Below are 13,947 nucleotides of genomic sequence, written 5' to 3'. Positions count from 1 at the left end.
GTCCGTGATGAGCTGACCCACGTCATAACGTTATGTCGGAAAAGGTGTGACATGAGAAAAGCAACGCGAATGTTGGCGCTGGCGGGCATGGGACTCGCGGCCGGCGCGATGATCGGGGTCGGACCGGTTCAGGCGGCTCCGGCCGGCTCGGCCGCGGAGCGCTCCGGTGTCGCCGGTGCCGCGGAGAACAGGCCGGCCGATCGGGACTACATCGTCGGCAAGTACCGCGGGGAGCGCTCCTGCGTGCGGGCCGGTCGGACCGGCATCCGGTTCGGCGCGTGGGACGACTTCGATTGCATCCCGGTGCGCAACAACTGGCGCGGCTGGCGTGGCTGGTCCTGGCTCCTCGAGGTCGAGCAGGACGACTGGAGTTGGCGCGAATGGCGCGGCAACTGGCCGGACCGCTGGCCGGACCGCCCGGACATCATCGTCCAGCCGTTCCGGGTCGACGGTGGCGACCGGGACCGGGACAGGGACCGGGACCGCGACCGCGGGCCGTGGGGGGACGGCGACCGTGACGGCGACCGGGGTGGCGACCGTGACGGCGACCGGGGTGGCGACCGTGACGGCGACCGAGGCGGCGACCGGGGTGGCGACCGTGACGGTGACCGGGGCGGCGACCGTGACCGGGGCCCGCGTGGCGACGGTGACCGGGGTCCGCGCAACTGACGTGTAGTTGCCGAAACTGTGGGCCGCACCCGATCGGGTGCGGCCCTCACCGTGTCACCAGGCGACCGGCACGTAGTCCTTCAGGAAGCAGCCGTACACGTCCTCGCCCAGTTCGCCGCGCACGATCGGGTCGTACACCCGGGCCGCGCCGTCGACCAGGTCCAGCGGTGCGTGGAACCCTTCTTCGTGCAGGCGCATCTTCGTCGGGTGCGGTCGTTCGTCGGTGATCCAGCCGGTGTCCACGCTGGTCATCAGGATGCCGTCGGCGAACATGTCGACCGCGCTCGTGCGGGTCAGCATGTTCAGCGAGGCCTTCGCCATGTTCGTGTGCGGGTGCCCGGCACCCTTGTAACCGCGGGCGAAGATGCCCTCCATCGCGGACACGTTCACCACGTAACGCCGCGGGAACTCGGATGCCGCCATCGCCTTGCGCAGCCGGCTGACCAGGATGAACGGCGCCGTCACGTTGCACAGCTGCACCTCGAGCAGTTCCAGGGGCTCGACCTCGTGGACCCGGTCGCTCCAGCTGTTCGTCGGCGTCACGTCCGGTACCAGGCCACCCGCGTCGATCGCCGTGGACCGGGCGGTCAGCGCCAGGCTGGTGATCTCCTGCGGCGTGAGGGTGCCACCGGCCGTGAGGGCCGCCGCAGGGGACGCCGCCCCGAGCGTTGTCGCGCCGCCGAAGAACTCCAGTTCCGGTAGGGGGCCGTCCGGCAGCGGAGCCGACTCGGCCGCTACGAGCTCCGCGTAGGCGCCTGCCGTACGCCGTACCGTCTGTGCCGCGTTGTTGATCAGAATGTCCAGTGGTCCGCGCGCCGCCACCGACTCGGCCAGAGCCACCACCTGCGCCGGGTCACGCAGATCGATGCCCACCACCCGCAGCCGGTGCAACCAGTCGGCGCTGTCCGGCATCGCGGCGAAGCGGCGGACCGCGTCGTGCGGGAACCGCGTCGTGATCGTCAGATCCGCGCCGTCGCGCAGCAGACGCAGCGCGATGTACATGCCGATCTTGGCACGCCCGCCGGTCAGCAGGGCTCGGCGGCCGGTCAGATCGGTGCGGGCGTCGCGCCGGGCGTGGTTCAGCTCGGCGCACGACGGGCAGAGCTGGTGGTAGAACGCGTCCACCACCGTGTACCGCTGCTTGCACACGTAACATCCGCGCGCCTGCTTCAGCACCCCCGCCGACGCACCACGCACGCTGCTGCGCAACGGGATGCCGGCGGTCTCGTCGTCGATCCGGCCCGGCGCCCCGGTAGCCGTCGCCGCGGTCACCGCCCGGTCGTTCTCCAGCACCGCATCCCGCCGGTCCCGGCGCCGCTGCAACTTCGCCGTCTTGAACAGGGCGGCGGTCGCCCGCCGCACCCGCACCGCGTCGGGATGCTCCACCGGCAACGACTCCACCTCGGCCAGGACGGCCAGGCAGACCGCCAGGCGATCCGGATCCACGCCCGTAGCGTTGTCGACACTGCCGGTCATTACCGCGTCCCCCTCTGTTCTCACCGCAGGCACTGTACTTACCCGGCCGTCCTATCGGCCGCCGGTGTGCCGGGGCAAGGGGTCCGGGTCACGCTTCCCGGCTCGTTCCCGTCACGTCCTTCCGCGCGCCCGGCCGGTTCCGGTGCCGGCCGTGCGTCGCTTCGTGCGCCTACTGCTTCTTCTCCTGGTCGGCGCCGGCGGGCTTCGGCGCGGTGATGTGCTGCTGATCGGCGAGGCTGGTGGGCCGGCCGGCCGGCGGCTTGGGGCCGCTGAGCCAGTCGTCGAGCGTGCGGGGCCGGGCCGCGTGCGCCGGGTTGGCAGCCTCGTCCGCCGGGTTGGCGGCCTCGTCCGCGGATGCCATGGCATCCGCCTTCGCCGGCCGCGTCGTTCCGTTGCCGCCGGACTTCGGGCGCGAGGTGCTGAGCCACTCATCGAGCGTCTGCGGGCGCCGGCTTGGCGCGGGGGGAGAAGGCACGGGTACGGGTACGGGTGTGCCACCACCCAGCAGATCGCCAAGCGTACGCGGCCGTCGCGTCCCCGGCGTCCCGTCGCCCGGCGTGCGTTCCTCCCCGGTCCGCTCCGGCGCGGGCGCGCTCACCTGTTCGCCGGCCCCAGCCGAGTCGGCACGCTCCGGTTCGGCCGGTGTGTCAGGCTTCTCGCCACCACGGGACAGCCACCCGAACGAGTCGGCGCCGGGCGCGGTGAGGATGGCCAGCCGCGGATCGTTCCGCCAGGCGAACGGGTCCGCAACCGGCGCCTCGTTCCCGCCGGCCTCTCCACCAGCGGCGCCTCGGGGCTCGCCGGAGGCTCCTTCGCCGGGCCGTCCTTCGCCGGGCCGTCCTTCGCCGGGCCGTCCTTCGGCGGGCCGTCCTTCGGCGGGCCGTCCCTCGCCGGGCTTTTCCGCACCGGGCACCTCGTCCGAGCCGGTGTTGTCCCCGGCTTCCCGTTCGTCGGCCGCGGTGTGAGCCGGCCGGGCGGCATCCCCGGCGTCCGACGGCTCGTCCGGCTGTGCGCTGCCGTCCGGAAGCGACGCGTGCTCCGTTTCGGCGGCAGGGGGCAGCTCCGTTTCGGCGACGCGAACCGTGGAATCCGGCCGTCCTTCACGGTGGGCGCCCAGATCCGACGCCTCCCGGCCCGATCCAACTCGATCGGGCGTGCTCTGACCCTGCGCCCCCTGGCTCAGCGAATCCTGGCTCAGCGCGTCTCGACCCGGTGCGTCTCGGTCCGGTGCGTCTCGGCCCGGCGTGTCTCGGTCGGGTGCGTCTTGGCCGAGTGCGTCTTGGTTCGGCACGTCCTGATCCGGCGCGTCTTGGCTCGGCTCGCCTTGACTCGGTGCGGCCTGATCCGGCTCGGTTTCGTCTGACGGGGACTGGACCGAGGTGGTCTGGCCTGTCACAACCCGGCCTTCCGCGTCCTCGTCCGCTGCTGCCTCGTCCGGAGTGGCCGTGGTGACGGCGCTGGTGGCGATGCTTTCCGCCGTGGGCTGTTCGGCAGCCGGGGAGGCCGGGTCGATCGAGGCCGCGGACGGAACGGGGTGCTGTTCCGGCGCGGTGTCCTGCGCCGCAGCGTCTTCCGGCTGAGGGATGAACGCCGAATCGGACGCTGAGACGGCGTTCCCGGCAGCAGGCGCCGGTGCCTCCGCCACCGCACGTTCCCCGTCGGCTTCATGGGCGCCGCGCTCCTGGTCCGGCGAGGTGACTTCCGGGGCGGGCACGGCCCGCTCCAACGTGGGTGCGGCCTCTTCCACCGCTGAGACGTGTTCGGCTGAGACGTGTTCCGCTGCGGGCGCGACCTGTTCCGGCCGTACGGCCTCCTCCACCGGCCCGGGCGTGGCGCTCCCGGCGGCAGGGATCCGATCCGATGCGGCCCGGTCCGTGTGGTCGCGCTCGGGGAAGCCGGCGAGGTCGGTGGGAGCAACAGATTGCGCAGCGGAGGCTGTTGCGGGAGTGGACTCCTCGGTCGAGGAATCCTTGGTCGCCGACTCCCGTGCAGCAGCGTCTCCGCCCTCAGCGTGAGCGTCCTCTTCGGTCCCCAGGTTTACCGGTAAACCGGAAACGGGCCGAGACAGTTCGCGAATTTCCGGGCGGCTGTCACTGTCGGTGACCGTCGTGCCCAGCTCACCCGCGGAGTGATCACCCGATGAAGCGAAGGCGGAGGTCGGGGCGCCGAGGTCTGTGCCGACCGGCTCGTCCTGCGCCGCTGATTCGTTGTCTGTCGCCGGCTCACCATGCGCGGCCTGCTCGTCGTGCGGGGCGCGCGCATCGCGCGTCGCCGGCCCGCCATCTGCGGTCCGCTCGTCGTGCGGGGCGCGCACGTCGCGCGTGGCCGGCTCGTTGGGCGCGGGGGAGTCGGCGTGGTTGGTGGCGGAGATGGTTCTGAGGAGCTGGGTGGGGTGGTCCTCGTGGCCGGGCGGGGTCGGCAGCTTGATGACTTGGGAGACCTCGGCGCCGGCGGCCAGGGTGGCTTCGACCTCGGCCCAGATGGCTTCGCTGTCCACGGGTGGGGGTTCGGTGGCGGTGCGTGCCTCGGCGAAGATGGGCGGTTCCTCGGCCGCGCTGGTTGCGGGGTCGTCGGATGACCTGGCGCCTGCGACGGGGTCAGCGAACGCGGGCGACGCGGAGGTGATGGGCGACAAGTCGGGAATGTCGGCGGGCGGAGTGGGTGCGATCGGCGGCGGGCTGGGAATGTCGGCGGGGGAACCGGCAGAGGCGCGGGGCGCGAGGGAGGAAGCCTGATCGGTGCCGGTGCCGGTGCCGGTGCCGGTGCCGGTGGGGCTGGGGGCGGGTTCAGCGTGGGCGCGAGGGTTGGGGCTCGCGCCATCTGCGTGGGCGCGAGGGTCGGGGCTCGTGGCCTCCGCGCCGGGGGGCGGGGTGTGGCTTGCGCCGTCCACGTTGATGACCGGGAGGACCGTGGTGTCGTCAGTGGGGGCGGCGGGCAGGGCGGCCATCGGGGTGCCGGCGGAGGTGGTCGCGGATACGCGTTCCTTCTCGGCCAAGTAGTCGAGGACGTCGGCGTAGTCCAGGACCACCGTGTTGTTCTCGTGGGCCGGACCGGTCAGAGCGGGGCGGTTCGCGCCCTGCAGGGCGTGCGCGGGGCGGCGGTGCAGGACCACCGTGTCCAGGCCGGCGGCCTCGGCGAAGGAGGGTTCGCCGGGGCGGGCCGCGTGCTTGCCGTCCAGGTCTGCCTCGCCGGCGTGTTCGGCCAGGCCGGCCCGTTCCTGGAGGCGGCGCAGGGGGCCGGGCGCCCACCAGGCGGCGTCGCCGAAGAGGGCGAGGACCGCCGGGACGAGCAGCATGCGTACCACTGTCGCGTCCAGGACCAGGGCGATGATCATGCCGACGCCGACGAAGCGCATCGTGGTGACCGAGGAGAGGGCGAAGGCGCCGGTCACCATGATGAGCAGCAGGGCGGCCGCGCTGATCACCCGGCCGGTGCGGGTGAGCCCGATCGTCACGGCCTCGGTGGAGGAGGCGCCCTTCACGCGGGCCTCGACCATCCGGGACAGCAGGAAGACCTCGTAGTCGGTGGAGAGGCCGAACACCACGGCGCCCATCAGCACCACGATGCCGGCCTCCAGTGGCGCCGGGGTGACGTCGAGCAGGCCCGCGCCGTGACCCTCCTGGAAGATCCAGACCAGGATGCCGAACGTGGCAGTGAGACTGAGGCCGCTCATCACGACGGCCTTGATCGGCAGCAGGATCGACCCGAACGCCAGGAACATCAGGATCAGCGTGGCGCCGGCCAGCAGCCCGATCATCAGCGGCAGGCGGTCGCCGATCGCGGCGATGCTGTCCACGTTGCGGGCGGTGGCGCCGCCGACCAGGACCTCGGCACCGGCGGGGGCGGGCAGCGCGCGCAGGTCTTCGACGACCTGCCGGGCGTCGCTGCCGAACGGGTCGGCGGCGGTCAGCGCGGCGTTCAGGACCACCAGGTCGTCGGTGGCGCCGGTGGTGGTGACGCCGGCGACGCCGGGAACCTTGCCGGCCGCCTCGCCGAACTCTTTCACGTCCGTGGAGCCGCGGACCACGATCTGGACGCCACCCGTGCTGAACTGCGGGTAGTCGGACTTGAGGGTTTCGATCGCGACCCGCGACGGGTCACCGGCGGGCAGCACCCGTTCGTCGTTCTCGCCGAAGCGGACACCGGCGATCGGCAGGGCCAGCACCACCAGCCCGGCCAGGATGGGCACCGCGAACAGCAGCGGCCGGCGCAGCACCGTGCCGGCCAGCCGGGCCCAGCCGTGGCCGGTGCCGGAGCGGCCGGGGAGACGGACGGGCAGCTTGTCGACGCGCGGGCCCAGGATCGCCAGGATCGCCGGCAGCAGGGTCAGCGACAGGAGCATGGCGAGGAAGACGGCGGCGAGTCCACCGTACGCCAGGCTCTTCAGGAAGCCCTGCGGGAAGAGCAGCAGACCAGCCAGCGCGGTCATCAGCAGGGTCGCGGAGAACAGGACGGTCCGCCCGGCGGTGGCGACGGTGCGCCGGACCGCCTCGGCGGTGGGGTGTGCCGCCTGTTCCTCGCGGAAGCGGCCGACCATGAACAGGCCGTAGTCGATCGCCATGCCGAGGCCGAGCAGGCTCGCCACGTTGACCGCGAACGAGTTGACCTCGTGGGTCAGCGCGACCGTGTTCAGCACGCCGAGGGAGCCGAGCACCGCGGCCCCGCCGACCAGCACCGGCAGCGACGCGGCGACGAGGGAGCCGAAGATGAACAGCAGCAGGACCAGGACGATCGGCAGCGAGATCATCTCGGCGAAGACCAGGTCTTCGGAGGAGCGGGCGCTGGAGGCGTGCGAGAGGGGTACGCCGCCGGCGAGCTGGAGGTGCGCCCCGGGTACGCCCAGATCGTCCTCGATCTCGCCGTAGGCGTCCATTTTCGCGGCGTCGTCGTCGCCGGCCAGGGTCAGCACGGCGGCCGCACTGGACTTGTCCTCGGCGGCGAACCGCGGCGCCTTCTTGTCCCAGTACGAGTTCTTGCCGATCACCGCCGTCGCGGGCAGCGCCGCCAGCCGCTCCTTGATCCGCTTGGTCAGCGCGGCGTCGTCGATCGTGCCCCGGTCCGGCGTCCAGATGGCGATCACGTCGCCGCTCTGCCCGCCCAGCGCCGTGGCCACGACGTCGGCGCTGCGCGCGGACTCACTGCTCGGATCGGTGTAGCCGCCCTCGGTGAGCCGATCGAAAACGCCGAATCCCCAGATGCCCGAGCCGAGCACCGCGACGAGCGCGACGATCAGCACCGGCCACCTCAGGACGGCGACCCGAGATCCCCAGCCCGCGAACACAAGCTCCCCTTTCCGAGGGTACGAATGGTGCAGGTCAGCTAAGGGTTGCTGCCTGCAGGGCGACGCCTCCGCAGTCCGCGTCGAAGGACTCGTCGGTGATCCACTTGATGGAGATCTTGCCAGTTCCCGAGGCGGTGTAGCTCACCGTGTAGGCGGCCGTCGCCATCGAGCCTCCGCGCTGCTCCCAGGTGTCGGTCACGACCTTGCCGCCGGTGGAGAGTTTGACCTCCAGCGAGCCGCGGCCGTCCAGCATCCCGACGTAGAGCCGCAGCGTGGCGTCCTGGGTGCCGGCCGGCGCGGAGAGGGTGAAACCGCCGCCCGCCTCGCAGGCCCGTACCCCGCTCGTCACGCTCTTCCCCTTGGCGAGCGGACTGCCCCCGGACCAGCTGAACGCCTCCGGGCTCACGGTGTGCCGCCGCCGCGACGGGTTCGGGGTGCCCTCGAGGATCGCGAAGCCACCACCGGCGTTGCGTTCCAGCGAGTAGCGCCCCAGCTCGGCCCAGTGCACCCAGTCGATCGTGCCCTCGGCGGAGAGGTCGACCCGGTCCGGGACCGTTGACCGTTCCACCGCGATCGCGTCGACCGGGGTGATGCTGGGCGCCACCGACGCGCTGGGCAGCGGGATCGGCAACTGCTCGGCGGTCGGCCCACCGGTGGTCGGCGTGGTCTCGGCGGGCTTCGGCCGGTCCCGGGCGTGCACCACGACGACCAGGCCGAACGCGACCACGACGAGGACGCCCAGGAAGATCACGAGACCGGGAGCCGCGTACTCGCGCCAGGACCGCTTCTCCTCGAACAGCATCGCGGGCACGCCCGGCTTGGGCCGGACCACGAGGCTCTGACCGGGCGGCGGTTGCTGGTGCCTGCCGTCCGGTGGCGTCTGATCGGACAAGGGGCCTCCGGATCAGGCGGGTCTGTGTAAGGGGGTGTCTCCCGGCCAGTGGTCAGGAGGCGTAAACGATCTCATCTTGTGGTGCTCAGGAGAAGAGTGGGACCGGCCACCGGACGTACGGACGATCTTTCGCCTCGGCGATTCGGCGGAGATCGGCGCGGCTTTGATCCGGATGACGAGTACGGTGTCCGAAGTTTCCGCACGCCACCGGCGTACCGACCTGAGCTGAGGACTGCGATGATCGAGCAGACCGCCACGGACAAACCCCGCCGCGGCCGGGCCGTCGCCGGACTCGCCACCGCGGTGGTGGTCTTCGCGATGCTGGCCGCCGTCGTCCTCCTGGTCGGTTCCGGTGACGACACCGACCCGGTGCCGGCCGCGCGGTCGTCGTCGGCGCCGGTCGACCCGCTCACCGTGGAGCCGCAGGTCAGCAAAGGCACCGGCACCCTCGACAAGCTTGTCGTCGAGGAGCTGATCCCGGGCACCGGCCCCGCCGTCGAGGCCGGGCAGACCATCTCGGTCAACTACAAGCTGGTCTCGTACGCCACCGGCGAGCTGATCGACTCCTCCTGGACCGGCGGCGCGCCGTTCTCCACCCGGATCGGTGTCGGCGAGCTGATCAAGGGCTGGGACGAGGCCATCCCCGGTCAGAAGGTGGGCAGCCGGATCCAGCTGGACGTGCCGGCGGACCTGGCGTACGGGCCGCAGCGCGGTGACCTGCGCTTCGTCGTCGACATCCTCGCCGCGAAGTAGCCGTCCTCACCACGAAGCAGCCGTCCCCGCCGCGAAGCAGTCACCGGCTCCCGGGCCGCCGGTCGTCAGATCTCACTGACGACGATGTCGAGCTGACGCGGCCGGTCCTCGCCGACCGGCCGCTCCTCGACCGTGAACTTCAGGTCCCGCAACGCCGTGACCAGCTCGTCCACCGACTCCGGCGCCGCCCGGTCGGCGGCCAGCGCCCGCACCAGCCGGCCCTTCGCCGCCTTGTTGAAGTGGCTCACCACGGACCGTTTCGGCACCCCGTCCACGGTGCGTTCGTGCAGCACCCGCACCTGCGCGCTCTGCGCCCCCGGCGCCCACATCGCCACGTAGGCGCCGGACCGGAGATCCAGCACGGGTCCGGCGAGGCGGTCCAGGGCCGGCTTCAGAGCCTTCTTCCAGTACGGGGTGAGCCCACCCACCGGCGCCGGCAGGCTGACGCCGATCGAGCAGCGGTACGCCGGGATCCGATCGCCGAGCCGCACCACACCCCAGAGGCCGGAGAACACCACCGCGGTCTCGTGCAACCATCGCTGCGACTCCGGTGCCAGCCCGGCCGGGTCGAGCGCCTCGTAGAGCACGCCCGTGTAGATCTCCGACGCCGGCGCGGCCGGCGCCGCGTACAGTCCCGCGTTCCGGACGATCTCGTCGCGCTGCCCGGCGCTGAGACCGAGCACGTTCAGCGAGTCCTTCACGGAGCGCTCACTTGTCCGTTTGCAGAGCGCGACGAGGCTCTTCAGGACCCGGGCGCGGGCCGGGGCCAGCTCGGGCAGCCAGTGTTCGCCCAGGTCGACCGGGTCGCCGGTGGTGGCGGTGGTCTTGCCCTCGGACGGCGGCAACAGGATCAGCACGCCGCGAGACTAACCGTCCTGGCGGCACCTCCCCGGCGCAACCCGGCACCGGGTGACGCCCGGCTCAGTCGTCGCGGCGACCGGCCAGGGCGTCGTCGACGCTCGGGTAGACGCCGATGCGCCGGAGCAGGCCGACCGTGTCGAGCAGCCGTTCCAGGAACTCGCCGGGCGAGGCGAGACGCAGCCAGCCACCCGCCGCGCGGGCCCGGTTGTAGCCGGTCACGAACGTGCTCAGCCCGATCGAGTCGCAGAAGTCGACGCCGGACAGGTCGACCACCACCCGCGGTTCGGGCCGCGACAGCGCCTGCGCCAGCCGGTCGGCCAGCTCCGGGGCACTGTCGAGGTCGAGGTTGCCACGCACCGCCACGACGACGGCGCCGGACGTTTCCACCAGCGACACCTGCACCACGCCTCACCTCCGGACCCCTATTGCCCCGGAACCGACGCGCCGTCACCTTCCGCGACACCCCGGGAGGAGGCTCAGGAACCGGGCGGGGGAACCGTCACGGTCGTCTTCACGGTGGCGCGGTTCAGATCGTCGACCCGGATCGTGAAGGCGAGCTCGTAGGTGCCCGGGATCGGGAAGGTGACCGAGCCGAGTGCCTGGTTGCCGACCGGCAGCCCGGCGAACGGCTCCGGCACGGCCTGCAGGTTCTCGCTGACGAGCCGCGTGCTGAGCTGCCATTCCGCCGGGGAGAGCGCCGCGCCGGCGGGGGTGTAGAGGAACGCGTGCACCGTGTTGTACTCGCCCAGCTCCACCGGGTAGACGTTGAACTGCAGCGTGTAGAGCGGGCTGCTCAGCGTCTCCGACAGTCCCTTGCCGGTGATCGCCCCGCTGCGGGCGGCGGCGGTGCGGCCGGGGTCGACCTGCACGAGCACGGCGCTCATCGCGAGGATCACCACGGTCGCCACCACCTCGACGCCGACCGTGCGACGCAGCCGGGACGCCCCGGCCGTGGACACCCGGGTGACGAGCCGGCGGGCGAGCGCGGCCAGGGCCAGGACACCGGCGAGCAGGGCGACCTTGGCGAGCAGCAGCCGGCCGTACCCGGTCTGCCAGAGCGCGGGCAGACCGCCCAGCTGGACCACCGACTGGACCAGACCGGCGACGGTGAGCCAGACGACCGCGACGACGGCCCAGCGGGACCAGGCAGGGAGCAGCACGCCGAGCACGCGGCGGTCGGTGCCGTGCAGCAGGAACCCGAGCAGCGTGACGAGACCGCCGATCCACACCCCCATGGCCGCCAGGTGCACGACGCCCACCGCGACGGTCACCGCGGGGATGGGCGCGGCGATCGCGTGACCGGTCAGCGGCCAGGTCGCCAGACCACCGAGACCGAGCACGAGTACGGCGCCGGCGCGCACCCGCCGGTCGGCGGAGGGTTCCCGGGTGACCGTGGCGGCGGGCACCGCGGCGCCCGCCTGCGGCGCGGGGGGCGACCCGGCACCGGCCGCCACCAGGGCCGGCTGCGGTGCCGGCGCGGGGGATGACCGGGGCGGGCGGCCCCGCAGCAGCGGTGGCAGCAGCACCGCGAGGAGGGCGAGAACGACAAGCCGGCCCACCAGGAGCAGCCCGAACGAGCTGGACAGCACGGTGCTCAGCTCCGCCCAGGAGACCTGCCAGAGTGCGCTTCCGCTGCCCTGCTGCGCCTGGGTGCCGAGCGCACCCACGGTGGCGATCGCCGTGAGCGCCAGGCCGATCCGGATCAGACGCAGCGGGCCGGTGCGGGAGCGCCTGCGGGGCCACAGGAACGCGAGGAAGAGCGCCGGTCCGGCGATCAGCGTGATTCCCCCGTACCCGAGCAGGCGCAGGAGGGGAACCGCCAGGGTGACCGACGGATGGGAGCCGGTGGTGGTCGCGGCCTCGGGTGTCGCCGACGGCGCGCCGACCGAGAACGTGACGGCGCCGCCGACCGGGTGGCTGTCCGCGGAGATGACCCGGAAGCTGATCAGGTAGGTGCCGAGGGGGCGGTTCGCCTTGCGGACCGGGATGCGCAGCACGGTCCCCTCGACGACGGGTGTCGCGTTGATCCGCTCGCCGTCCGGGGCGATCACCTGGATCTGGCCGGTGACCGGGCTGACGGGTTCACTGAACCGGACCAGGACCTCGGTGGGTGAGCTGCCGACGACGCTGCCGGGCGCCGGCGTCGAACCGACCGTGGCGGCGTGCGCGAGAGCCGGCCGGGGGATCACGGCGAGCGCGCCGGCGAGCACGAGCAGGAACAACAGCACACGCGGAAGGAGCCGGATCACATGAGGTAGTTCGGATGGTGCGGGGGAAAGGTTCAACCTGGCGGCTCGATACGATTCCGCACAGGTCCACGCTCCCTGAGGAGGCCGCGATGTCCACCCATGCCCGCGCCGGCAAGCCCGCCGGACCGGCCGATCTGATCGACGTGCCGAAAGTCATCTCGCGCTACTACACCGAGCACCCGGATCCGGCCGAGGCCGGGCAGCGGGTCGCGTTCGGCACGTCCGGGCACCGGGGGTCCAGCCTGCGCACCGCGTTCAACGAGGACCACATCGCGGCGACCAGCCAGGCCATCGTGGAGTACCGCCGGGCACAGGGCACCGACGGCCCGCTCTTCCTGGGCCGGGACACGCACGCGCTCAGCGAACCCGCCATGATCACGGCGCTCGAGGTGTTCGCGGCCAACGACGTGACGACGCTCATCGACAGCCGCGACGGCTACACGCCGACGCCGGCGCTGTCGCACGCGATTCTGACCTACAACCGGACCCGGAGCCGGTCCGACGGGCTCGCCGACGGCGTCGTGGTCACGCCGTCGCACAACCCGCCGGACGACGGCGGGTTCAAGTACAACCCGCCGAACGGCGGGCCGGCCGACACCGACGCCACCAAGTGGATCCAGGACCGGGCCAACGAACTGATCGCCGGCGGCCTCAAGGACGTGCGGCGGATCAGCGCGGTGCGGGCCCGCGAGTCGGCCACCGTCTCCGGGTACGACTACCTCGCCACGTACGTGGACGACCTGCCCAGCGTGATCGACATCGAGGCGATCCGGCGGGCCGGCGTCCGGATCGGCGCCGACCCGCTCGGCGGGGCCAGCGTGCACTACTGGGGCGAGATCGCCGACCGGCACGGCCTGGACCTGACCGTGGTCAACCCGCAGGTCGACCCGCGGTTCGGGTTCATGACCCTGGACTGGGACGGCAAGATCCGGATGGACTGCTCGTCGCCGTACGCGATGGCGTCCCTGATCGAGCAGAAGGACCGGTTCCAGATCGCCACCGGCAACGACGCCGACGCCGACCGCCACGGCATCGTCACGCCCGACGGCGGCCTGATGAACCCGAACCACTACCTCGCGGTGGCGATCGGCTACCTGTTCCGGGCGCGCACCGACTGGCCGGCCACCGCCGGCATCGGCAAGACGCTTGTCTCGTCGTCGATGATCGACCGCGTCGCGGCCGACCTGGGCCGCCGCCTCGACGAGGTGCCGGTCGGCTTCAAGTGGTTCGTGCCGGGCCTGCTGGACGCGTCGATCGGCTTCGGCGGCGAGGAGAGCGCGGGCGCGTCCTTCCTGCGCCGCGACGGCAGCGTGTGGAGCACCGACAAGGACGGCATCCTGCTGGACCTGCTGGCCTCCGAGATCATCGCGACGACGGAGAAGACGCCGAGTGAGCACTACCGGGCACTGACCGAGCGGTTCGGCGAGCCGGCGTACGCCCGCATCGACGCGCCGGCGACCCGGGAGCAGAAGGCGGTCCTGGGCAAGCTGTCGCCGGAGCAGGTGACCGCGACCGAACTGGCCGGTGAGCCCATCACCTCGGTGCTGACCAGCGCGCCCGGCAACGGCGCGGCGATCGGCGGCCTGAAAGTGGTGACCGGGTCCGGCTGGTTCGCGGCCCGCCCCTCGGGCACCGAGGACGTCTACAAGATCTACGCGGAGTCGTTCGAGGGCCCCGAGCACCTGGCCCGCATCCAGGAAGAGGCCCGCAACGTCGTTTCCGCGGCCCTCAACGGTTAGATCTCAGTTTCGGTGCTTTCCCGCCGA

Annotated in this window: 9 protein-coding genes; 3 read left to right on the top strand and 6 right to left on the bottom strand. The window is 72.2% G+C overall.

Annotation, left to right across the window (positions count from 1 at the left end):
- Positions 1 to 51 precede the first annotated feature (51 nt).
- On the top strand, positions 52 to 669 hold the full coding sequence (locus LPA41_RS30880) for a hypothetical protein (RefSeq protein WP_229074557.1): 618 nt from the start codon (positions 52 to 54) through the stop codon (positions 667 to 669).
- Positions 670 to 723: 54 nt separating this feature from the next.
- On the opposite strand, the gene LPA41_RS30875 is transcribed toward LPA41_RS30880, so the two are convergent.
- The 3 genes from LPA41_RS30875 to LPA41_RS30865 all read right to left on the bottom strand — a co-directional run bounded on the left by LPA41_RS30875 (position 724) and on the right by LPA41_RS30865 (position 8,318).
- A complete protein-coding gene (locus LPA41_RS30875) occupies positions 724 to 2,145 on the bottom strand; it encodes an SDR family oxidoreductase (RefSeq protein ID WP_229074608.1) in 1,422 nt (473 codons plus the stop codon).
- Between the two features lie 169 nt (positions 2,146 to 2,314).
- Entirely contained in the window at positions 2,315 to 7,381 is a 5,067-nt protein-coding gene (locus tag LPA41_RS30870; protein ID WP_229074556.1) for an MMPL family transporter, read from the bottom strand.
- 79 nt (positions 7,382 to 7,460) lie between these two features.
- Positions 7,461 to 8,318 carry a hypothetical protein gene (locus LPA41_RS30865; RefSeq protein WP_229074555.1) on the bottom strand — a complete coding sequence of 286 codons (858 nt, stop codon included), beginning with the start codon at positions 8,316 to 8,318 and terminating at the stop codon, positions 7,461 to 7,463.
- A 237-nt stretch (positions 8,319 to 8,555) separates the two neighbouring features.
- Here LPA41_RS30865 and LPA41_RS30860 point away from each other — a divergent pair, with 237 nt between their 5' ends.
- Entirely contained in the window at positions 8,556 to 9,071 is a 516-nt protein-coding gene (locus tag LPA41_RS30860; RefSeq protein WP_229074554.1) for an FKBP-type peptidyl-prolyl cis-trans isomerase, read from the top strand.
- A 65-nt stretch (positions 9,072 to 9,136) separates the two neighbouring features.
- Here LPA41_RS30860 and LPA41_RS30855 read toward each other — a convergent pair whose 3' ends face one another.
- The 3 genes from LPA41_RS30855 to LPA41_RS30845 form a co-directional block, all read right to left on the bottom strand.
- Positions 9,137 to 9,928 (bottom strand): YaaA family protein, encoded by a 792-nt coding sequence (locus tag LPA41_RS30855; protein ID WP_229074553.1) that lies wholly within the window; start codon positions 9,926 to 9,928, stop codon positions 9,137 to 9,139.
- 64 nt (positions 9,929 to 9,992) lie between these two features.
- Entirely contained in the window at positions 9,993 to 10,337 is a 345-nt protein-coding gene (locus LPA41_RS30850) for an STAS domain-containing protein (protein WP_229074552.1), read from the bottom strand.
- Between the two features lie 71 nt (positions 10,338 to 10,408).
- Complete coding sequence (locus LPA41_RS30845) at positions 10,409 to 12,160, bottom strand: copper resistance protein CopC (protein ID WP_229074551.1); 1,752 nt, start codon at positions 12,158 to 12,160, stop codon at positions 10,409 to 10,411.
- 110 nt (positions 12,161 to 12,270) lie between these two features.
- Here LPA41_RS30845 and pgm point away from each other — a divergent pair, with 110 nt between their 5' ends.
- Positions 12,271 to 13,920: a phosphoglucomutase (alpha-D-glucose-1,6-bisphosphate-dependent) gene (gene pgm, locus LPA41_RS30840; protein WP_229074550.1), complete on the top strand. Its 1,650-nt coding sequence runs from the start codon at positions 12,271 to 12,273 to the stop codon at positions 13,918 to 13,920.
- Positions 13,921 to 13,947 lie beyond the last annotated feature (27 nt).

It is taken from the genome of Actinoplanes sp. DH11, from assembly GCF_020873875.1.
Classification (GTDB): Bacteria; Actinomycetota; Actinomycetes; order Mycobacteriales; family Micromonosporaceae; genus Actinoplanes.
Note: the sequence above shows the minus strand (reverse complement) of the source record. Positions and strands in the feature narration are given on the sequence as shown.